Source organism: Psychromonas sp. KJ10-10 (assembly GCF_047323245.1).
Classification (GTDB): Bacteria; Pseudomonadota; Gammaproteobacteria; order Enterobacterales; family Psychromonadaceae; genus Psychromonas.
On sequence record NZ_CP178826.1, the window covers coordinates 2,856,385 to 2,876,606 of the forward strand.

Annotated in this window: 17 protein-coding genes and 4 pseudogenes; 4 read left to right on the forward strand and 17 right to left on the reverse strand. The window is 35.9% G+C overall.

The window, feature by feature from the left end; genetic code table 11:
- Positions 1 to 81: 81 nt before the first annotated feature.
- The 6 genes and pseudogenes from ACLKMH_RS16475 to ACLKMH_RS16500 form a co-directional block, all read right to left on the reverse strand.
- Entirely contained in the window at positions 82 to 375 is a 294-nt protein-coding gene (locus ACLKMH_RS16475; RefSeq protein ID WP_413699117.1) for a DUF3581 family protein, read from the reverse strand.
- Entirely contained in the window at positions 368 to 802 is a 435-nt protein-coding gene (locus tag ACLKMH_RS16480; protein WP_413699118.1) for a DUF3581 family protein, read from the reverse strand. Before ACLKMH_RS16480 ends, ACLKMH_RS16475 begins: the two co-directional genes overlap by 8 nt.
- A gap of 16 nt (positions 803 to 818) precedes the next feature.
- Positions 819 to 1,079, reverse strand: coding sequence for a DUF5062 family protein (locus ACLKMH_RS16485; RefSeq protein WP_413699119.1), 261 nt, complete (start codon positions 1,077 to 1,079; stop codon positions 819 to 821).
- Between the two features lie 69 nt (positions 1,080 to 1,148).
- Positions 1,149 to 3,158: pseudogene (gene ligA, locus ACLKMH_RS16490) on the reverse strand (NAD-dependent DNA ligase LigA).
- Positions 3,159 to 3,261: 103 nt separating this feature from the next.
- Positions 3,262 to 3,567 carry a cell division protein ZipA C-terminal FtsZ-binding domain-containing protein gene (locus ACLKMH_RS16495; RefSeq protein WP_413699120.1) on the reverse strand — a complete coding sequence of 102 codons (306 nt, stop codon included), beginning with the start codon at positions 3,565 to 3,567 and terminating at the stop codon, positions 3,262 to 3,264.
- A 23-nt stretch (positions 3,568 to 3,590) separates the two neighbouring features.
- A complete protein-coding gene (locus tag ACLKMH_RS16500) occupies positions 3,591 to 3,911 on the reverse strand; it encodes a hypothetical protein (protein ID WP_413699121.1) in 321 nt (106 codons plus the stop codon).
- Positions 3,912 to 4,250: 339 nt separating this feature from the next.
- Here ACLKMH_RS16500 and cysZ point away from each other — a divergent pair, with 339 nt between their 5' ends.
- Positions 4,251 to 5,033, forward strand: a complete 783-nt coding sequence (gene cysZ / locus ACLKMH_RS16505) for a sulfate transporter CysZ (RefSeq protein WP_413699122.1) — start codon at positions 4,251 to 4,253, stop codon at positions 5,031 to 5,033.
- Here cysZ and ACLKMH_RS16510 read toward each other — a convergent pair whose 3' ends face one another.
- The 4 genes and pseudogenes from ACLKMH_RS16510 to pepN all read right to left on the reverse strand — a co-directional run bounded on the left by ACLKMH_RS16510 (position 5,034) and on the right by pepN (position 9,702).
- Positions 5,034 to 5,507, reverse strand: a complete 474-nt coding sequence (locus ACLKMH_RS16510; protein WP_413699123.1) for a response regulator — start codon at positions 5,505 to 5,507, stop codon at positions 5,034 to 5,036.
- An 11-nt stretch (positions 5,508 to 5,518) separates the two neighbouring features.
- Complete coding sequence (locus tag ACLKMH_RS16515) at positions 5,519 to 5,959, reverse strand: anion permease (protein WP_413699124.1); 441 nt, start codon at positions 5,957 to 5,959, stop codon at positions 5,519 to 5,521.
- A complete protein-coding gene (locus tag ACLKMH_RS16520; RefSeq protein ID WP_413699125.1) occupies positions 5,920 to 6,927 on the reverse strand; it encodes an SLC13 family permease in 1,008 nt (335 codons plus the stop codon). Before ACLKMH_RS16520 ends, ACLKMH_RS16515 begins: the two co-directional genes overlap by 40 nt.
- 130 nt (positions 6,928 to 7,057) lie before the next feature.
- Positions 7,058 to 9,702 (reverse strand): annotated as a pseudogene (gene pepN / locus ACLKMH_RS16525) (aminopeptidase N).
- A 129-nt stretch (positions 9,703 to 9,831) separates the two neighbouring features.
- Between pepN and ACLKMH_RS16530 the strand changes: the two are divergent.
- The gene (locus ACLKMH_RS16530; protein ID WP_413699126.1) at positions 9,832 to 10,134 is read left to right on the forward strand and encodes an MGMT family protein; all 303 of its coding nucleotides are present in this window, start codon (positions 9,832 to 9,834) and stop codon (positions 10,132 to 10,134) included.
- Between the two features lie 33 nt (positions 10,135 to 10,167).
- Here the strand turns inward: ACLKMH_RS16530 and ACLKMH_RS16535 are convergent.
- Positions 10,168 to 12,850 (reverse strand): annotated as a pseudogene (locus ACLKMH_RS16535) (bifunctional acetate--CoA ligase family protein/GNAT family N-acetyltransferase).
- Between the two features lie 181 nt (positions 12,851 to 13,031).
- On the opposite strand from ACLKMH_RS16535, the gene ACLKMH_RS16540 reads away from it, so the two are divergent.
- Complete coding sequence (locus ACLKMH_RS16540; protein WP_413699127.1) at positions 13,032 to 14,378, forward strand: MATE family efflux transporter; 1,347 nt, start codon at positions 13,032 to 13,034, stop codon at positions 14,376 to 14,378.
- 150 nt (positions 14,379 to 14,528) lie between these two features.
- Here ACLKMH_RS16540 and ACLKMH_RS16545 read toward each other — a convergent pair whose 3' ends face one another.
- From ACLKMH_RS16545 to ppk1, 5 genes and pseudogenes are all read right to left on the reverse strand, one after another.
- The gene (locus ACLKMH_RS16545; RefSeq protein ID WP_413702375.1) at positions 14,529 to 15,134 is read right to left on the reverse strand and encodes a hypothetical protein; all 606 of its coding nucleotides are present in this window, start codon (positions 15,132 to 15,134) and stop codon (positions 14,529 to 14,531) included.
- Positions 15,135 to 15,182: 48 nt separating this feature from the next.
- A pseudogene (locus ACLKMH_RS16550) lies at positions 15,183 to 15,622 on the reverse strand (exopolyphosphatase); the annotation flags it as partial.
- 2 nt (positions 15,623 to 15,624) lie between these two features.
- Positions 15,625 to 15,861, reverse strand: a complete 237-nt coding sequence (locus ACLKMH_RS16555) for a hypothetical protein (RefSeq protein ID WP_413699128.1) — start codon at positions 15,859 to 15,861, stop codon at positions 15,625 to 15,627.
- A gap of 11 nt (positions 15,862 to 15,872) precedes the next feature.
- Positions 15,873 to 16,055, reverse strand: a complete 183-nt coding sequence (locus ACLKMH_RS16560) for a hypothetical protein (RefSeq protein ID WP_413699129.1) — start codon at positions 16,053 to 16,055, stop codon at positions 15,873 to 15,875.
- A gap of 32 nt (positions 16,056 to 16,087) precedes the next feature.
- Positions 16,088 to 18,208, reverse strand: a complete 2,121-nt coding sequence (gene ppk1 / locus ACLKMH_RS16565) for a polyphosphate kinase 1 (RefSeq protein ID WP_413699130.1) — start codon at positions 18,206 to 18,208, stop codon at positions 16,088 to 16,090.
- Between the two features lie 454 nt (positions 18,209 to 18,662).
- On the opposite strand from ppk1, the gene ACLKMH_RS16570 reads away from it, so the two are divergent.
- Positions 18,663 to 18,788, forward strand: coding sequence for a hypothetical protein (locus tag ACLKMH_RS16570; RefSeq protein ID WP_413699131.1), 126 nt, complete (start codon positions 18,663 to 18,665; stop codon positions 18,786 to 18,788).
- Between the two features lie 276 nt (positions 18,789 to 19,064).
- Here the strand turns inward: ACLKMH_RS16570 and ACLKMH_RS16575 are convergent, their stop codons facing one another.
- Positions 19,065 to 19,724, reverse strand: coding sequence for a GGDEF domain-containing protein (locus ACLKMH_RS16575; RefSeq protein ID WP_413699132.1), 660 nt, complete (start codon positions 19,722 to 19,724; stop codon positions 19,065 to 19,067).
- Positions 19,725 to 20,222: the final 498 nt, after the last annotated feature.

Here is a 20,222-nt window from a genome sequence, read left to right on the forward strand (position 1 = left end):
TGTGATTTATATAGAAAAGCCTCTAAACAATGTACTTAGAGGCTTTTCTCATGCAATTCATTAACCTATCAAATGCTTCTGTTAACTTAGCGCTTCTTTGAATGCATCACGTCTTGCTTCGTATTGAGCGGCAAAGGCATTAATCGCCTCATCTTGATAGGGTTTAAGTCCTGCAACAACTAATTTTTTAATACCTTGGCCTTGAATTTTATCACCATCAAATAGGTCAAAATATAAAAAACTATTGGCACGTTTAGGCTCTACATCTAATGTGCTTTTTGCTAATTTAAGTCCCATTGGATGAGTGAAGTTTAATGATGAAAATTCAAAGCTCATGCTGTTATACATTACTAGTGGGCGATTTGTATTAAACATCACCCCCTGGTTCTTTCATTAACGGCATTAATACTGAAGGGAAGTTTTGTCCCGAGAATTGCCCATAATTGTTAATTAAGGACTCTATGAACTCAGGATCTTTATTAACTTGACCTTTACGAGTGATTTCTAAAACACTTTTCCCCTGATCATTAGTGACTATGATTGTTTCATCATCGGTATCAGGAAAAGTCAGCCCCACATCTGCACCAACCATATTGGTAAAGGTAAAACTCATCGACTCACTGACGCCATAGGTATGTAACGCCAATGAAAAAAGCAAGTCACCCGGTACACAGAAACGTTTGTTTTCTGGGTCGTGAATTGGATTAAAATCAAAACATTGACGCTTTGCAAAGTTGCTCGCTTGTTCTGCCGACACAAAAATTTGCTTTTCTTTTGTGCTATAAAATGGTGCTAATAACATTAAATTTCTCAACTATTTACTGTAAAAGGGAGTGTTCTGGAGGTAAATGTTTCATTATCCAAACAACTAATTTATGACGGATATTTGCCGTCGTCTCATCCTTTGTACTAAGTGGTGTAATCAGTTTATCTTGAACTAATAATCGGTAAATAACTTCCTGCTTATCCTTTGAAGAAGTTGTTCCATCTATCCCTGCATAACCACGTTTAAGGGCATAACTTGCTCCTAATTTGATAGCATGTTGCAACAGTCGCGATTCATTCTTAATTTTCTTCATTTAAACACCTTATCTTTATAGCAATGCCGATTATTGACTAACCAATTTCACTTGATAACTAAATTACTATTACTTTAACAAATTAATGAGTGTTTCTTCATCCATAATTTCTATGCCTAACTCCTGAGCTTTGGTCAATTTAGAACCCGCGACTTCACCAGCAATCACTGTGGTGGTTTTCTTGGAGACACTACCAGCAACCTTCGCTCCTAAATCCTGTAGGGCAGATTTAATATCACTGCGTGACATTGTATTAAAAGAACCTGTAATAACAAATATTTTTCCATCTAAGGATAAGGCACTTTGTTCAACTTTTTTGATCTCTGGCCAATGAATTCCAGCTTCAATCAACTGCTCTAACACTTCAATATTATGATCTTGACGGAAAAAGTAATAAATATGTTTTGCAACAACTTCACCTACATCGGAAACCGATTGTAAACTTTCAATTGACGCAGTTTTAATAGCTTCAATGGTCAAATAGTGATTCGCTAAATTATTCGCAGTTGCTTCACCAACTTCTCGAATTCCTAAACTATATAAAAAACGTGCTAAGGTGGTTTTTTTACTTACCTGTAAACTATTAATAAGTTTTTTCGCAGACACTTCACCCATACGCGGTAAAGATGAAAGTTGCTGAAGCGTTAAATCAAACAATTGTGCCGGTGATTTAATTAAATTATGATCCACCAATAGCTCCACCAGCTTATTACCTAAACCATCAATATCTAATGCTTTACGAGATGCAAAGTGTTTTATCGCTTCTTTACGTTGTGCGCCACAATATAAGCCACCAGAACAACGAATTTTAGCTTCGCCTTCAATGCGTTCTAGCTGACTTTCACAAACCGGACATAACTCAGGAAACACGATTGGGATGGTTTTAAGAAGGTCACGTTTTTCAATTAATACTCGTGCAACTTGCGGGATCACATCTCCTGCGCGACGAATCACGACTTGATCACCGATTAATAAACCTAAACGGGTAATTTCATCTTTATTGTGTAATGTGGCATTAGACACTGTAACACCACCAACAAATACAGGCTTTAGTTTAGCAACTGGCGTAATTGCCCCAGTTCGCCCAACCTGAAACTCAACATTTTCTACCGTTGTAATCGCTTCTTCTGCAGGAAATTTATAGGCGGTTGCCCATCGTGGTGCTCGTGCAACAAAGCCTAGTTTTTCCTGTAGTGCTATATCATCAACTTTGTAAACAACACCATCAATATCGTAGGCTAAATTAGGACGCTTTTCTTCAATCGCTTGATAATATTCTATACATGCTTGCTCACCAGTCACTTTTTTCACTTCATCTGAAACCGGTAAACCCCATGCTTTTAGTTGTTGAATACGCTCAAATTGGCTGTTAGCCAATTCTCCCTCAAACACTCCAACTGAATAACAATAAAAACCAAGTGGACGACTGGTCGCTATTTTTGAGTCTAATTGGCGAAGACTTCCGGCAGGCATTACGTGGATTAACAAAGGGCTTTTCACCCGCATCAATCAGTTTTTTATTGAGCTTATCAAAGCCAGCTTTAACCATAAATACTTCGCCACGGACTTCTAATAAAGCGGGGACTTTTTCGCCTCGCAGTTTAAGGGAAGGCTTTTAATCGTTTTTACATTCTCGGTGACATTTTCACCGGTTTGTCCATCTCCACGAGTTCGTCGCTTGTACCAATAATCCATTTTCATAAATGATGCTGGCGACTAAACCATCAAGTTTAGGTTCAATACAAAAAGCAATGTTCTGGCTATCTGCTTTTTCCTGTGCACGATTCATAAAATCTTTTAAGGTTTGTGCTTCAAATACATTGTCCAGACTAAGCATAGGTATTCTATGAGTGACCTGTTCAAACTTACTTAAAGCGAGCCCCCTACTTTTTGCGTCGGTGAGTTCGCGGATAATAATTCAGGGTGTTGTTTTTCTAATGCAGATAATTGCTGAAATACTCGATCATACTCAGCATCAGGAACAGAAGGATCATCCAATACATAATATTGGTAATTATAGTCTTCAAGCTGTGTGCTTAATTGTTCAATAGTGGCTTTTATTTGGTTCTGAGTGCTCATTGTTAACCTGATTTTTGATTATAAAAAAACCTCGTAAACGAGGTTTCAAAAGTGACAGAAGTTTACCATAACTTAAAAGCAAATCAGATAAAATGTAATGATTTTAATTATAGTTTTCTAAACGGCGTTTATACTCTATAAACTCATCCTGAGTCATTGGCTTACGAGATTCATTTAATACAATACAATCAAACTCTTCAGCCATCTGCTCTACGGCGCGTAACATCATTTCAAAGGAAGAATTAATGCTTATCTCTTTATTAGGCGCAGTCAGGAAAAAAGACACACCTTCCGATTTAAATTGCTCCATAGTATCGGGATCAAAAGTACCTGGTTCCATCATATTAGCAATACTAAATATGATGGGCCCAGTTCCATCTGAATTTTCGTGGCGATGGAAAAGAGACATCTCGCCAAAACGGAAACCTGAGGTTAAGAAAAATTGTAGAATTTCATGCCCCCTAGTTGTGATCCCTCTTTAGCAACAACGTTAAAAATAAATAAATCCGTTGGTTGTTGTTCAACTGTATTTTCTATTACTTCCTTAGCAAAAAAATCCATTTCTTTTTCTGTATGCTTTATTTCAGAAATATTGTGTATTTCTTCATCTACAGGTGTGGCAATAATTTCTGGTTCAAAGGGAACCTCCTTTGTATTTTCGGAAAAATCAAAAGGATCAACTTGTTCATCATGAGCAGATTTAGAAAAATCGATGTTACCTTCATCATCCTGCGGATCACCAATAATACGCACATCGCCGATAACGTCATCGGAGGAAGAACTGTCAGCATAAAGTGAAGCTTTTTTATGGCTTTGGCTTCTTTTTCTCTACGACTGACTAAATAACCATGAATTAATACACCAATGATGGCGATTAAACCAACAACGATCAGAATGGACTGGAAATATTGCATTTTTGTTACTCTTAATTGGTAAACATATTATTAATAATCGTTAAACTATCATTGTATACTGGGGATCGTCTATGACTACTCCTTTTTTTACAAAACTGTTAACAAATAAATCTTTTCTGTCTTTAATTGCCCAAAGCAGAGTAGAATCAGCCTATTAATGTCAATTTTGGATTTACGAATGATAAATAATAATGCAATAAAATCTCCACTTTCTGGAATTAATTACCTTCTAAAAGGTGCAAAACTATTAAGTCACCCTAAATTACGTGTTTTTGTTTTAATCCCACTTTTTATTAATATTTTAATTTTTGCTAGTGCCTTCTGGTTTCTTTTCAGTGCCATCACTACTTGGATAGACAGTTATGTTTCTGGTTTGCCTGATTGGTTAAGTTGGCTCTCTTATTTTTTCTGGCCATTTTTAATCTTTTCGATTTTGGTGTCTTTTTCTTTTATCTTCTCAACAGTCGCAAATTTAATCGCGTACCCCTTTAACGGTTTATTAGCAGAAAAAACCGAAAGTTTATTAATTGGAGAAGCGATTAATGATGATGGTTTTGCTGATTTAATAAAAGATTTACCACGGATTTTTAAACGAGAATTACAAAAATGGATGTATTTTTTACCGCGTTTAATTGGATGTGCCCTGTTATTTTTCATTCCGGCATTCGGTCAAACTATTGCACCATTAATTTGGTTTGTTTTTGCAGGTTGGATGATGGTCATTCAATATGCAGATTTTCCCTTTGATAATCACAAAGTGCCCTTTGCTGATATGAAAGAAGCACTATCACAACGATTAACAAAAAACTTAACCTTTGGCATGTTAATTAGTTTCTGCACAACCATTCCTATTGTAAATTTCATCATTATGCCAATTGCTGTTTGTGGTGCTACCGCATTTTGGGTTGATATCTATAAAGATGAAATGTTAATCGAAAAACAGAAACAAATAACCAAGTAATCACGTTAACAAACGATATAATGTTGGGGCATCAAGTTTTTCGATGTATTCTTGATAATCGATGCCCCGCTCAACAATATACTCAGTTAACAGCTCCTTAACCGTTTGCACTAACTCTTGCGGATCCCACACTTTCTCTAAGAAGTTATCTAATTTTGCATCGTTAATTGCTCTGATAGTATCAGCTTGGGTCGCGAGGCCTGTCAGTAACAGTTTTTTAATGCCAAGAAAACGTTTATCTAACTCCACCTCAGTTAACAGTTCGACACCTGATTTTTCAGGCATCACATGATCAGAAATTAACAGGGCAACATACTCTTGATTAGCATCGAACTCTTCAAGTAAGTCTAAACATTCAATCGCAGATTCACACTCTTCGATGTTGAAGAGATCACTAAAGTATTCAAGATCACGTACTACCGAGTCTAATACTTCACGTTCATCGTCAACACAGATAATATTTATTTTTTCCATTTTGACTACTCCTAAAAGAATGAAATTTGATGTAATAAATACAGCATTGCATAGGTAACTAATAAACCAACAACACCCAGTATCACCCCAATTTTTGCCATTTGTTTCGTTTCAACATGACCCGAAGCGTAGGCTAATGCATTAGGTGGTGTGCTAATAGGTAATGACATGCCCAACGAAGCGACAAAGGTAACGGCAAGTATTAGCACCACTTCACCACCATAGGGTAATAAACCTTGCATAGAGGCACCTAATGCGACCACTAAGGGTAATAATAAATTAGCCGTTGCGGTATGAGACATGAAGTTCGCCATTAATAAACATAATACAGATGCGCCCACAATCAATAACAACGGATGTAAACTTGCAAAGGGAATCGGCGCAATAGCATTTTTAGCTAAACCTGATTGGTCTAATGCAACACCAAGCGCAATCCCCCAGAAACCAGCCATAACACGTCCCAAGAAATTTTCTTTAAATCCTCTTTGGTAATTATTTTTAACATTGAAAAAACCGCCACAGGGATCATTGCAACCACATAGGCATTCATGCCATGCACGCCACCCATTAACCATAAAAGTATGGTAATAATAAACACCACATAAACGGTAATTGCCTTTGGTGTTTTTAAAAATCGACCTTTAATATTGAGCTTAATTTCTGTCTTGCTTGCAGGAAATAACTTAATCAGTAATAACCAAGCAATTAATAACATTACAATCACAAAGGGCACTGCAAAAAGCATCCACTCACCAAAACGTATATTATTTTCGTTTATCAAATATTTCAGGGCAACGGCATTTGGAGGCGTTCCTATGGGGGTACCAATTCCACCAATGTTAGCGGCAACAGGCACAGAAAGTGCAAAGGCAACCTTCCCCATATCCTCACGGGCAAAGAGTGCTAAAACAGGTGTTAAAATAGAGAGCATCATTGCTGTTGTAGCAGTGTTGCTCATAAACATTGAAAAAACAGCGGTGATCATCATTAAACCTAACATTACATATTTAGGACTATGACCAAAAGGCTTAAGCAACACGCGCGCTAAATTTACATCTAAACGGTATTTAGTGGCGGCCATCGCGAGAAAAAAACCACCTAAAAAAAGCATAATAATAGGTGATGCAAAGGTTGCCATAATGGTTTTATGATCCACCAATTGGCCCAGTTCAGGTGAATCAAATTTAGTAAACCATAAACCTTTATCGGATATGATTAATAACTCTAAAACAATTATTGCCACTGAAGTAGCATAAATCGGTATTGGCTCTAACACCCAACATAAAGTCGCCATCACAAAAATAGCGATCACCCTTTGCTCTACGAGAGTTAATCCTTCTATTGCAAAGCTCGAAGCGGGAATCAACAAAATAATAAGGGGAATAAAAATTGGCAGGATATATTTTAAATAAGTTTTCATAATCACTCTTATTAACTGAGGCTTTTAAAGTTAATTTAGCGCCAGTATCAATAAAAAGTGATGCAGTAGATCAATATATAAAAATAAAGCCTAACTGAATGTTCAGAAAGGCTTCATCTGTCACAGTCTTCTATTGAGCAAGTGCTTTAGTCACTTTTTCAAAAAGATCTAATGATAGGTTTTCAATAGCAAGTAAACGCTCTAGTTGTGTTTTAATCAATGCTACACGTGTAGCATCTAAACGTTTAAATTGTGTTAGAGGGGTAATTAAACGTGAAGCAACCTGCGGGTTTTGACTGTTTAATTTAATCAATTGATCCGTTAAGAATGTATAACCACTGCCATCAATCGCATGGAAATGATAGCTGTTAGCGCTCACAAAGGAACCGACTAAGGCTCTTAAACGGTTTGGATTATTATAATCAAAACTACGATGATTAAGCGACTGATTAATATTATCTAAAATTGAATCCGTTGATAATGTTGCCTGTAAGGTAAACCATTTATCCATTACTAGACCATTTTGATGCCATTTATCATCAAAGTCAGACATTACCACTTCTCGGCAATCTAATTGTCCATCGTTAAGTCGCAACAAGTGCGGCTAAATGATCTGTCATATTGTTCGCGGTATTGATTTGTTTCTCAACTAATTCGTTCGCTAGGGGTTTATCCGCCTTGGCAATATATAACAAGGCACAATTAGCTAATTTACGTTGTGCGATATCTGCACTATTAGGGCTATATTCCACGGTCAAATGATGCGCTTTATAAACACCTAGGAATTGACTTTTTAATTGTGTCGCAAGTTGTAGCAATATGAATTTACGAGCTTCATGAATGGCTTCAATATCAACCTTTTCAAATAACTCCATTGCGCCATTTTCGCTTATAAATTCAAACATATCGGCAATTAATGCAGGATCTAATTGATCGCTGGTTAATACCGTTTTAAAAGCGTCTATAAATAACAAAGGTAAAACAAAAGGTTGGCCTGATTGTTTCAATTGTACATTTTTTACTAAATATTTATTAAATAGGTTTTGCCCGGCATCCCAGCGCGAAAATTCATCACTTGCAAAACTCATCAAATGTAATAGTTGTTCATCACTATAGGCATATTGATATTTAACAGGTGCCGAGAAGCCACGGAAAACACAGGGAACTGGTTTCTGCGTTAAATTATCAAATACAAAGGTTTGTTCTTTGTGGGTTAAACTAATCACCTTATTGGTTTTACCATGGCCTAAATCAACGGCATTACCATCCACATCTAACAATTCAATATCAATAGGAATATGGAAAGAAAGTTTTTTACTTTGGTCCGCAGTTGGCAGGTTTTTCTGTTTAAAGGTAATTTGGTAACTGTTTGTACTGCTATCAAAATGATCAGTAATATTAACCTGTGGCGTGCCTGATTGAGAATACCAACGCTTAAATAAGGTTAAATCAATACCACTTGCATCGCTCATGGTCGCCACAAAATCATCACAGGTCACCGCTTGGCCATCATGGCGTTCAACATATAGCGCCATACCTTGCTGGAATTTCTCTTCACCTAATAACGTATGCATCATACGGATCACTTCTGATCCTTTGTTATAAACCGTCACTGTATAGAAATTATTCATTTCCATCACTGAAGCTGGGCGAATAGGATGTGACATCGGGCCAGCATCTTCTGCAAACTGATGATTGCGCATAATTTTTACATTGGCAATACGGTTAGAAGTACGACTGCCCAAATCAGAGCTAAATTCTTGGTCACGGAAAACCGTTAACCCTTCTTTTAAGCTTAACTGGAACCAGTCACGACAGGTAATTCGATTTCCTGTCCAGTTATGAAAATATTCATGACCAATCACGGCTTCTATGCCTAAATAATCTTGGTCTGTTGCACTTTGAGAATTTGCTAATACATATTTAGAGTTAAAGACATTTAAGCCTTTATTTTCCATGGCACCCATATTGAAGAAATCAACAGCCACAATCATATAAATATCAAGGTCATATTCAAGATTAAAACGCTCTTCATCCCACTTCATCGAATTTTTCAGGGACAACATAGCGTGCTCTGTTTTATCCAAGTTACCTTTATCAACAAATAATTCTAAGGCAACTGGTTCGGCCACTCTTAGTGACGAATGTGTCACTTAAACAATCAAACTCACCTGCCACTAATGCAAATAAATAAGCAGGTTTAGGAAAAGGGTCAACCCAGGTTACAAAGTGGCGACCATTTTCTAAGTCGCCCTGATCGACAGGGTTACCATTTGATAATAATGACGGATATAAAGCTTTGTCAGCCGTGATTTTTGTTGTGAATTTAGCCAGAATGTCAGGACGGTCTAAGTAATAGGTAATACGACGGAAACCTTCTGCTTCACACTGAGTACAAAAAGCCTCACCAGTTTTATATAATCCTTCAAAGGCTTTATTCGCTAAGGGGTTAATTTCTGTTTCAATATCAAGGGTAAACTCGCCAGATAAATCATATAGCTCAATGCCCCCTTCTACTAACTTATAGTTGGTAAAGCTAATATCATTAACTAGAATTTGTTTTAATTGCAGTTGCTCACCAAATAAATATAGCGGGCTATTTTCACCTGCAACACGTTTCATTTTTGATGATGCTTTAACAGTTGTTTTTTCATCATAAAGATCAAATTCTAAATTTAAACTATCAACTAAAAAATCAGACGCTTTATAATCGGCGAGGTGTTTTTCTTTTGGATTGTGCTGTTCATTTTCTTCACTGTAGGAAACTTGGGTCATGATTAAAGTACTCTTATTAGAATAATAGGCAAACTGGTAGAATAAAAAATTATAGGCTTAATATACGCGTTATCATTGAAGATGCAAAATACAACATAGTGTTTAAATGGAAATAATGGATAGTAAAAAATGACTGAATTTGAAATTGCGCTTTATCATACATTGGCTGTATTACCTCAGGGTAAGTTAACAACCTATGGTCAACTTGCTAAACGTTGCGGTTATCCAAATTATGCAAGGCATGTTGGCAAAACACTATCAAAGTTGCCAAAGGATTCTGATTTACCCTGGTTTAGGGTTGTAAATAGCCAGGGTAAAATATCCCTGAAAGGTGATGCTTTTTTAAGACAAAAAAATAACTTGAGCAAAGAAAACATAGAAATTAATGAAAATGGCAAAGTGGTTAATTTTCGCCATTTATTATGGGAGTAAGTTTATCGAATTAATGCGATTTATAGGTCAATGTTATAACTTCAAAGACATGTTAATCACACCTTCCTCTATATCCCGAGAAACAGAAAAGCCCATTTTCTTGGCTAAACCTGCCATGCCAGAATTTGATAACATTGTCATCGCAGTTAAGTAGGTTGTGCCTTTCGTTTTTTGATAACGAATTTGTTTATCAAGGAGAATTTTTCCTAGCCCTAAGCCCTGTAAATCGGAACGAACCGCCATACCAAATTCAGCATCTATATTATCAGGGTCAATTGATGCACGGATCACCGCAAGTGTTTCCTGCTCATTATTTTCATCAAAACGAACAGCAATAAAAGCCATTTCGCGTTCATAATCTATCTGAGTCAAAATAGCCATTTCTTCATGGGTCATTTTTCCACGTTGTGAAAAGTAACGTTTATAGCGATCCTCATCAGTCAAAGAGGCATCAAACACTTGATGACGCGCTTCATCCTCAGCCATAATCGGACGAATTAATACTGTTTGACCATTTTTAAGGGTTACCGTTTCTTCCAACTGTTTGGGATAAGGGCTAATAGCTAATTGACCAAAATACCCTTCCGTTGCTAGGGCAAGATGAATTTGACAGTCCAGTATGGTGACCTCATCACCGACCACTAAAACAGGATTTAAATCTAAATCTTTTATTTCAGGGTGATCCAATAACATCTGTGAGATACGTGTCAGTAATAAACACACAGCATCCATATCAAAATCCTGTCTCTGCACGTTTTATTTTAATTTTTTTGTCTTTAATCGCCTGAATCATTAAATATCGTGCTAGCGCCATATTTAAGGGTGGTAATGCAACAGCGGCATTTTCGAGCGTGGTATGTAAATCTCTCGCATCACTTTCTTGAGAAATGGCGATTATAGGTCCAAAGGTAGGATCTTGTTTAATCATCACTCGTAACTCTAAACCGATGCCACTTGCAACCATTTTTTGTAAGGTAAACCCGGTTAGGCGTGCTGAAGGCTTTAAGGTTTTAACACGTTTGTTAATTGCACTTAAACCTAAAAATAACTCTTGCTGATTATTAATATTTAACAAAACACCATGCACTTCCGATTTATATTCGATGTCGGGAGAATTAATTTTTATGGCCAGCGGGAATCCAATTTTTTTACCTAATTCAAGTGCTTGCTCTTCACTGCTAGCAACCTCTGTTTCAATAGTGTTTAAATGATATGCCGCTAATAAAGGTGTCGCCGAGAAGGTATTCAATTTGGTGCTTAATGTTTCAGGGTGCACCATAGTATTTATATATTCAGTAGCATATTGACTATCATAAACGAGGTTTTCTGGCATTGCCGTCGGGGTTTCTTGTAATAATTTTTTATTGCGACGATATTGTACTAAATGCATAAAGGCAGTGATTGCGCCATTTGGTGTTCTAAAGGTTGGTATTTTTGCTTGAGAAAATAATAACCGAGCAGGTTTAGCGGCATCTTCTCCCGTCCAATTAGTGAGAATATTGACCTGTTGGCGTTTGGGATGTTTTTTAATTACATCAATGATTGCCTGAGCGCTGTTTTGACTGTCAGATAAAGCAGAGGGAGAATGCATAATTAATATTGCATCCACTTGATCACTGTCCATTAAATGCGTTAACACAGCGAGCATAACGCTTAGGGTCAGCATCTCCAATAATATCGATAGGATTATTATGTGACCAATTTTTTGGTAAACAATGATTAAGCCTCTCAAGTAATGGTGCGTCTAATTCAGCTAACCTTCCACCTTCAGTGACTAAGTTATCAACGGCAAGAATACCTAATCCCCCACCATTAGTAATAATCGCAAGACGCTCACCGTGCAAATAATTTGAATAGGCTAATGTTTCAACGGCGAGCAAATAACTCATGTAAATCGTGCACACGAAGCATACCTGCACGTTTAATGGCGACATCATAAACACTATCGTGACCAAACTGGCCTTTACTGTGTAAAGTACGCTTTTGCCCCTAAAACGGAGCTACCAGATTTAATCACCAACACAGATTTATGCTGTGAAATAGCACGTGTCGCGGATAAAAATTTTCGAGCCTCTTTAATGCTATCAACATATAACAAAATTGAATGTGTTTTACTGTCTCTGGCTAAATAATCTAATAATTCAGTGAAGGAAATATCCTGCGCATCGCCAAGTGAAACAAAGGCAGAAAAACCAATATGTTTACTGTTTGCCCAATCTAACACTGTGGTACAAACCGCGGCGGACTGAGATACAAAGGCAATATTGCCCTTTAATGCACTGCAATGGGCTAAGCTAGCATTTAATTGACTATGTGGATTGATAATACCTAAGCTACTCATTCCTAGTAGGCGGATATTTAATTTTTTAGCTAAAGCATAAACGTCAGTCGCGACATCATGATCACTTTCTGTGGTCACTAAAATAGCCGAAAAACACCCTTTGTCAGCAAGTGCTTGTAATATTTCAGATAAGCGAAATTCATTAGTACAAATCACAGCTAATTCTGGCACTAAAGGTAAGGATTCAATGGTCTTATAAGACAAAACACCATGCACAGAGGAGTACTTAAGTGACACAGGCATGATAGGTCCATTAAAGCCCTCTGCTAATAAATTATTCATCACTAAGTAACCTGCACGATGAGGTTGAACTGAAGCGCCAATCACGGCAATAGATTTAGGATGAAAAAAATGTTTTAGTGTTTGTAAAGCCATTATAGGTTTCCCAATCGCAATAAATTAATTTAAGTGTACTCGGCCAACGCTTTCTTATTTAATTTTTTTATAAAAATATGTACTTGATCATTACAATTTTTTTATAATAAGCTTAAAGCGCATTGCTACTCGATTCTTATAAGAATACACTCATGCCTTTGTTTTTCATCTGGGAGTGTGTGTGTCTTATTCACAAGAAACCACCAAAATTCTTAAGCTTAGTATTCCACTTTTTATTGCTCAATTTGCACAAACCGCCATGGGGTTTGTTGATACTATAATGGCTGGTGGCGTTAGTGCCAATGATATGGTCGCCGTATCTATTGCAACCAGTATTTGGCTACCTTGTATTCTTTTTGGTGTGGGCGTGCTAATGGCATTGATCCCACTAACAGCTCAAGCACATGGTGCAGATAATTTAGAGGAGATCCCTAAAACAGGACAACAGGGTCTTTATTTATCTTTATTATTATCAATTCCAATTATTCTTGTTTTGTATAATGCCAGTAGTATTGTTAGTTATATGGCGATAGAAGAACCATTAAAAACTATCACCGTAGAATACTTATACGCAATTTTGCCAGCGATACCTGCATTTTTGTTATTTCAAGCATTACGCAATTATATTGAAGGTTTGTCATTTACCAAACCTGCCATGGTTATTGGCTTTATTGGTCTATTAGTTAATATTCCGCTTAATTGGATTTTTGTTTACGGTAAATTTGGTATGCCAGCACTTGGCGGTGTTGGTTGTGGTATCGCGACAACTGTTGTTTATTGGTTAATGCTTATTGCCCTAGCAATTTATGTTTATATGACCAAAAACCTACAACCCTTTCCATTATTCAATCGTTTTAGTCGACCAGACCTCAAGCAGATCCAAGATATTTTTCTGTTAGGTTTACCTGTTGCCATCGCTATATTTTTTGAGGTTACCATTTTTGCAGCCATTGCAATCTTAGTATCCCCTCTAGGTGCATCAATAGTTGCCTCACATCAAATCGCATTAAACTTTTCCAGCATGGTATTTATGCTTCCCATGAGCATCGCTAATGCCGTTAGTATTCGTGTTGGTTTCAATTTAGGCAAGAAGAGTAATGAAGGTGCAAAAATAGCAACATATTCAGGGTTAATTACAGGACTTGTTTTATCCGCTATCACCGCCTTATTGACAATTATTTTTAAAGAAGATATTGCTAACCTTTATACCGACAATGCAGAAGTTATTGAACTTGCGCTTGTATTATTAAGTTTTGCGACACTTTATCAATGTGTTGATGCGATTCAAGTCGTTGCAGGAGGAGCGTTACGTGGTTACAAGGAAATGATGGCTATTTTTGCACGTACCTTTATTGCCTACTGGGTTGTTGGTTTACCATTAGGTTACATTTTAGGGATGACAGATATGATAGTTCAACCTCTTGGTGCGAAAGGCTTTTGGATTGGCCTAACTGCCGGTTTAACCCTTGTTGCTATTTTATTAGGGCAACGAATATTTGTTATTCATCGTAAACAAAAAGTTATCTAAAAACTTATTCTATTCAATGAATTAGCGAAATAAAAAAGGCCATAATAATTTATGGCCTTTGTGTAATTAACCTCAGTTGTGGATAAGCAAAACGATACAGTACCGTTATTTACGCGTATTTCAGGGTTAAATAGCTTGTCTTGGACAGAGCTAAAAACTTAATTTCCAGCCTACTTTTGACCAAAAACCTTGCTCTGCAACTAGGTCTGCATGTAATAGTTTATTATTATCAAGCCAATCGGCTTCTTTACAACTCAGGCACCAGTGATCTTGGTTTTCATCATCAATCGCTAAATTAAATTCAGGTAAATCATCATCACTTCTTTGACCATTGAGTAGAACAGCCAAACGTAATATGCGAATTAATTGAATAATATTATCTTTATTAAATAAGTTAAACTCAACTAAATCAATGGTTTTAGGGGATTTACGATGGAACCTTGCTAAGGTAGACAGCACCATTTGTTGCTCCTGATTAAAACCAGGCATATTTGTATATTGCAAAATATAAGCAGAATGACGGTGAAAGCCTTGATAACAAATACTTAAACCAACTTCATGAAGCAACGCTCCCCACCCTAACAAGGAAACTAATTCATCATTTTTCTTAATATTCAAATGCGAACTAAGTTGTTTAAAAAATAAGGTAGACTGTGCCTTTATTTTATCGGCATGTATCAAGTCAACGTTATGCTTTCGCGCTAAATTCTCAATGGTGCGCATTCTGATATCAGAGCGTTGGAAACGATCTTCCATTTCATAAAGCAAGCCTTCACGTAACGCCCCATCAGAAAAATGTAATTCTTTGATATCAAAACCGATAACCAAAGCATTTAATATTGCAACGCCAGCGGAAAATACCGGTAAACGATCTTCTGTTAAACCACTTAGTTTAATATCACTCACTGAATCAAAATCACACAGGGCATCAATTAATTTGGCAAGGCGTTTAGCTGTAATAATACCATCGGCATAACCAAGACCAATTAACACTTCACGAATTGCTTTAATAGTGCCTGATGACCCTAATGCGACTTCCCAACCAAATTTTTATAGGATTTAACTAAGGACTTAAATTCCTGCTGGCTAGCAATTTGCGCATTAGCGAAATTATTGCTGGTTAATTTACCATCACGAAAATATCGCTGTGTAAAACTGACACATCCCATTAATGTACTATTAAGTAATTCTGGTTCAAGTTCACGACCAATAATTAATTCTGTACTTCCTCCACCAATATCAATTACTAACCTTTTTTAGTTTCTGGTTGAGTGTGTGCAACACCAAGGTATATTAATCGCGCTTCCTCAACACCTGAAATTATCTCAATAGGAAAAGGTAAAACCTCACGTGCGCGTCGCATAAATACATTAGCATTTTTGGCATTTCGTAATGTATGTGTTGCCGCTATGCGCACATTGTCCACTTCAAAACCTTGAATACGTTCAGCAAACATTGCCAAACACTCCAAGCCACGTTGCATTGCTTCTTCATCTAAGGTTCTTTTTTATCTAAACCAGAACCAAGACGAACACGTTGTTTATGACGGCTAACAATTTGCAAGTCTTCTTCAACAATATTTGCAACTACCATATGAAAACTATTAGAACCAAGGTCTATGGCGACTATTTGTCGTTTTTGAAGCTCAGGTATTTCATTCATTATTTTTTTAACCATCTATTTTCTAAAAAATTACCAACGTTTTGATTTTACACTAATGCTAGTTTTTTGGACTTAAGAGTTTTTTTAACTTTTTGGTTCTCTTGTCTCGCTTGCTTTTCAACCTGTTTAATATGATTGTACGTCGCAAGTTGAGAGCTAATTTTCTTTCTATTACCACGAGCAACATAATTGTTACTCATTGCTTCATCAATAACACGTGCTTTTAGTGTATCAGTAAAATGAATAGCAGTAATATCTATAATACGTTGCTTTAATCTTTTATCTTTGATTGGCACTGCCACTTCAATGCGTCGATCTATATTACGTGTCATCCAATCAGCAGATGATATATATACCTCAGGATCACCAGCGTTTTCACAAATGAGGACACGTGGATGTTCAAGAAAGCGATCAATAATACTGATAACTTCGATATTTTCACTGACACCTTTAACACCTGGCACCAAAGAACACATACCGCGAATAATCATTCGTATTTTAACGCCTGCTGTACTCGCTTCATAGAGTTTATAAATAAGACCTTTATCAACGAGATTATTAATTTTTAAGGTAATGCCAGAGCCTTTATCATTTTTTTGATTAGAAATCTCTTTATCAATCAAGGCATAAAGTCGCTCACGTGAATTACGTGGAGAAACAATCAACTGATCGAATTTAACAGGGTGATAAGGGTTTTCAATGTAGCCAAATACATTACGTACTTCATTGGTAATCTCAGGATCAGCCGTAAAGAGTGAATAATCCGTATAAATACGTGCTGTTTTTTCATGAAAATTACCCGTACCAACATGCGCATAACGTACTAATTTATCATCTTCACGTCGCGAGATTAACAACAGTTTACAGTGCACTTTCAAGCCCAAAGCACCAAATTGAACATGTACACCAGCATCGGTTAATAATCTCGACCATTCCATATTGGCTTCTTCATCGAAACGCGCCTGTAGCTCAACAACTACCTTTACTTCTTTACCACTGTGTACAGCGTCAATGAGTGAGTTCATTAATTTAGAGTTTTTATCTACACGATAAATATTGATGCGAATACTACGCACCTTAGGATCAAAGGAAGCTTGACGAACGAATTCGGCAACATGATCAAACATGTGATAAGGATAATGCAATAAAATATCGTTGTTTTTAATAGCATGAAAACAGTTATGATAAGGTTCAAAATCCGCACAGGACAATGGTGGCAGTGGTTTATTTTCTAAATAGTTTCGACCAACATTTGGGAAGCCTATAAAGTCTTTAAAGTTATGATAACGCCCACCTTCTATCAAGCTATCATAATGTGATATTTTTAAGTTTTCACATAAAAAGATAAGCATATCTTTAGGCATACCATGTTCATAAACGAAACGTACAGGCATCGCCGTTAACCTTTGTGCTAAGCCTTCAGACATGCGTTCAATTAAACTATGATCCATCTCAAAACCTAAATCATACTCAGCATCACGGGTCATTTTCATAGCAAAACAATTTAAAGTATTGTATTCAAAGAAACCTTGGAAGATATCATCTAAACAATGACGAATAATATTATCCAATAAAATAATGGTTTTGCGACGTTTACCCTTTTGTTCTGGCACCATAACAAAACGAGGAAGTTGATCAGTTGGTATTTCAATTAGTGCATACTGGGTATTATCCGTGTCATCTTTAATTTCTACCGATAAATAAGCACATTCATCTTTTAAAAATTGTAAAACGTCAATTTCATCGGTCATTAATAATGGCGTGATATGAGGTAATACCGTTTTACGAAAATATTTTTTAACCCAAGCTTGTTGTGTTTCACTTAATTGAGTTTCGTTAACAAGGAAAATATGACGGCGTGCCATTTCTAATATTAATTCACTATATAATTCGTGAAATCTTTTCTCTAGCTTTGCCGCTTTAACTTGCATTTTAACTAATAATTCTTTTTCGTTATTTTGAGTACCACTTTCTCGTGCAATCAAAATTCTTCGTTTCACATCTGCAAAACGTACCTTATAAAACTCATCAAGGTTATTAGAATAAATCCCTAAAAAGCGAACACGTTCAATTAAAGGAACATTTTTATCTGCAACCTCTTGAAGTACTCGTTCATTAAATGAAAGCCAACTTAATTCTTTATCTATGTAGGGTTTTTCTACGATCATGTTACCTTCCGAGAGTTAATTCAAAATTGTCTAATTTAAATAGGGGTTACATCCCATTTTTAAAATGATTTTTGATTATAAGCAGTGATTGTGACAGAAATATTTCAATTGAAGTCAACAAAATATAGGTTAATTAGCTTAATTATAAAATTTAACTCCTCCTTTCATTAAATTATTTTCTTATCTAAATAATTTTTGCACATATAAATAAATACTAAATCAATATTATTGGTATAAAAGACATAAAAGAGTGATCTAGATCTACTTTTTAGGATGAGAATTTACTGACAACCAACTTTGTATATACAAAGTATATCTAAATGATACACTCTTTTTGGCTTAAACGTTGTTTTGGATTCACAAACGATATGGGCTTATAATCTAAACATAGCCTGATGGAGAATGTTTGTGAGCAACCCTAAAACCGAAAAAAGCAAAAAAGAAGAATAGTCAATTGATTATTCGTATCAACGAAGAAGACCGCACTGAGTTTATCAATTTATGTGATGAACTTGATACAAGTGCGACCCGAGAAATTAGGCGTTTTATTCGTAGTTTTATGGCAGAAAATGCTTCCTAGAGAAGCACATTCAAGCCATGTTTAAATCTTAAAATTAATTATTGGAGCTACAAGCATGTCAAACAAAGCAAAAGCAGTAAAAAAAGAAATCAAAGTACGTCTAGCTAAAATCGCTAAACAAGAACTAAAAATTAAAAAACTAAAAAAATCTCTTAAAAAATAATAGTTTTATTTAATTTTAAATGAGAAAGCTCTGATTGAATTCAATTTCAATCAGAGCTTTCTTACTTTTGTAGACTTGATTATTTTAATAGTCGGGTAATTCATTTCACAAGGTTAGGCTGATACTTTATTTCTTCCGTTCGCCTTAGCAATGTACAAATTCTCATCTGCACGACTAAACAAAGAGTCTGTAGATTGATCACTCTCTAAATAACTTGCTACACCAAAACTGCAGGTGACATCTCGTGCAAGGAAAAAAGCATCATTTACGCCCCCTTCATCTTCACAGATTTGTTCTTTAGAAAGATCAAATGCTGTTACATGGTTTAAACCATAATTACCAATATGTAATCTATCTTCAATCACTAAACGTAAACGTTCTGCAACCAAAGTAGCGGCCTGTAAATTAGTATTTGGTAGAAGGATTAAAAACTCTTCACCGCCATATCGATAGGCAAAATCAGAAGGTCGTAGTGTTTCAATTAATAACTTACCAAAAATGGCCAGTGTATCGTCACCCACTGAATGGCCAAAATTATCATTAATTTTTTTGAAATTATCTAAATCACACATTATCAGTGAAAAGTCAGAAAGCTTACCCAGGTAAATTTCACTTTCAAAACTTAATAACTTTCTGTTTAAGTATTCTTTCTTCTTTAACCCAGTTAAATAGTCTAGGGATAAATTATTAATTTCATTTAAATTTTTTGCGGCTAAATCTAACCTTCCATCGGCAAGGTGCTGGTTATGTGAATCAACAAAGGCATAATTCATAATATCGCGATAGAACAATTCCAATTGTAATTCGCGAGTGGTACGTTGCGCATCTTCTATTTCGGGTCTTTTTATAAAATCTAATAATGAAAAAAGAGATCAGAAAATCTAAAGCCAGTATCAAGCTCAATTATCTCACCATTTTGGTTTAACACTTCCATAAAATCCTTGTCATGTATAGCCAATACTATATCCCGCGCATGATACTTAAAACACTCAGTCATCTAAGTAAAAGTCCTTATGATAACCCTTCGTAAAATTCATTTAATACTTCTGATAAAGTCTGTTTAATTGCACTCCTCTTTCATAATGCAAAAGGAGTATATAACAAAATTTAGCAAACAAATTGATTCAATACACAACTCAATGATTATGAAGTCAAAATTTGCATTTTACACGATAAAATTTTGCACATTTTTATAAAATAAAAAACTAACGCCAATAACTCGACAGATAACATCTTTATTTAGCTTTATCATTTAATGAAAAAACGCCCAA

What these genes read in the sequence shown, in the direction of transcription:
- ACLKMH_RS16475 (WP_413699117.1), bottom strand. Translation starts at nt 375, where the DNA reads ATGTTTAATACAAATCGCCCACTAGTAATGTATAACAGCATGAGCTTT.
- ACLKMH_RS16480 (WP_413699118.1), bottom strand. Translation starts at nt 802, where the DNA reads ATGTTATTAGCACCATTTTATAGCACAAAAGAAAAGCAAATTTTTGTG.
- ACLKMH_RS16485 (WP_413699119.1), bottom strand. Translation starts at nt 1,079, where the DNA reads ATGAAGAAAATTAAGAATGAATCGCGACTGTTGCAACATGCTATCAAA.
- ACLKMH_RS16495 (WP_413699120.1), bottom strand. Translation starts at nt 3,567, where the DNA reads ATGTCTCTTTTCCATCGCCACGAAAATTCAGATGGAACTGGGCCCATC.
- cysZ (WP_413699122.1), top strand. Translation starts at nt 4,251, where the DNA reads ATGATAAATAATAATGCAATAAAATCTCCACTTTCTGGAATTAATTAC.
- ACLKMH_RS16510 (WP_413699123.1), bottom strand. Translation starts at nt 5,507, where the DNA reads ATGGAAAAAATAAATATTATCTGTGTTGACGATGAACGTGAAGTATTA.
- ACLKMH_RS16515 (WP_413699124.1), bottom strand. Translation starts at nt 5,959, where the DNA reads ATGGCTGGTTTCTGGGGGATTGCGCTTGGTGTTGCATTAGACCAATCA.
- ACLKMH_RS16520 (WP_413699125.1), bottom strand. Translation starts at nt 6,927, where the DNA reads ATGAAAACTTATTTAAAATATATCCTGCCAATTTTTATTCCCCTTATT.
- ACLKMH_RS16530 (WP_413699126.1), top strand. Translation starts at nt 9,832, where the DNA reads ATGACTGAATTTGAAATTGCGCTTTATCATACATTGGCTGTATTACCT.
- ACLKMH_RS16545 (WP_413702375.1), bottom strand. Translation starts at nt 15,134, where the DNA reads ATGGAAGATCGTTTCCAACGCTCTGATATCAGAATGCGCACCATTGAG.
- ACLKMH_RS16555 (WP_413699128.1), bottom strand. Translation starts at nt 15,861, where the DNA reads ATGCAACGTGGCTTGGAGTGTTTGGCAATGTTTGCTGAACGTATTCAA.
- ACLKMH_RS16560 (WP_413699129.1), bottom strand. Translation starts at nt 16,055, where the DNA reads ATGGTTAAAAAAATAATGAATGAAATACCTGAGCTTCAAAAACGACAA.
- ppk1 (WP_413699130.1), bottom strand. Translation starts at nt 18,208, where the DNA reads ATGATCGTAGAAAAACCCTACATAGATAAAGAATTAAGTTGGCTTTCA.
- ACLKMH_RS16575 (WP_413699132.1), bottom strand. Translation starts at nt 19,724, where the DNA reads ATGAATTATGCCTTTGTTGATTCACATAACCAGCACCTTGCCGATGGA.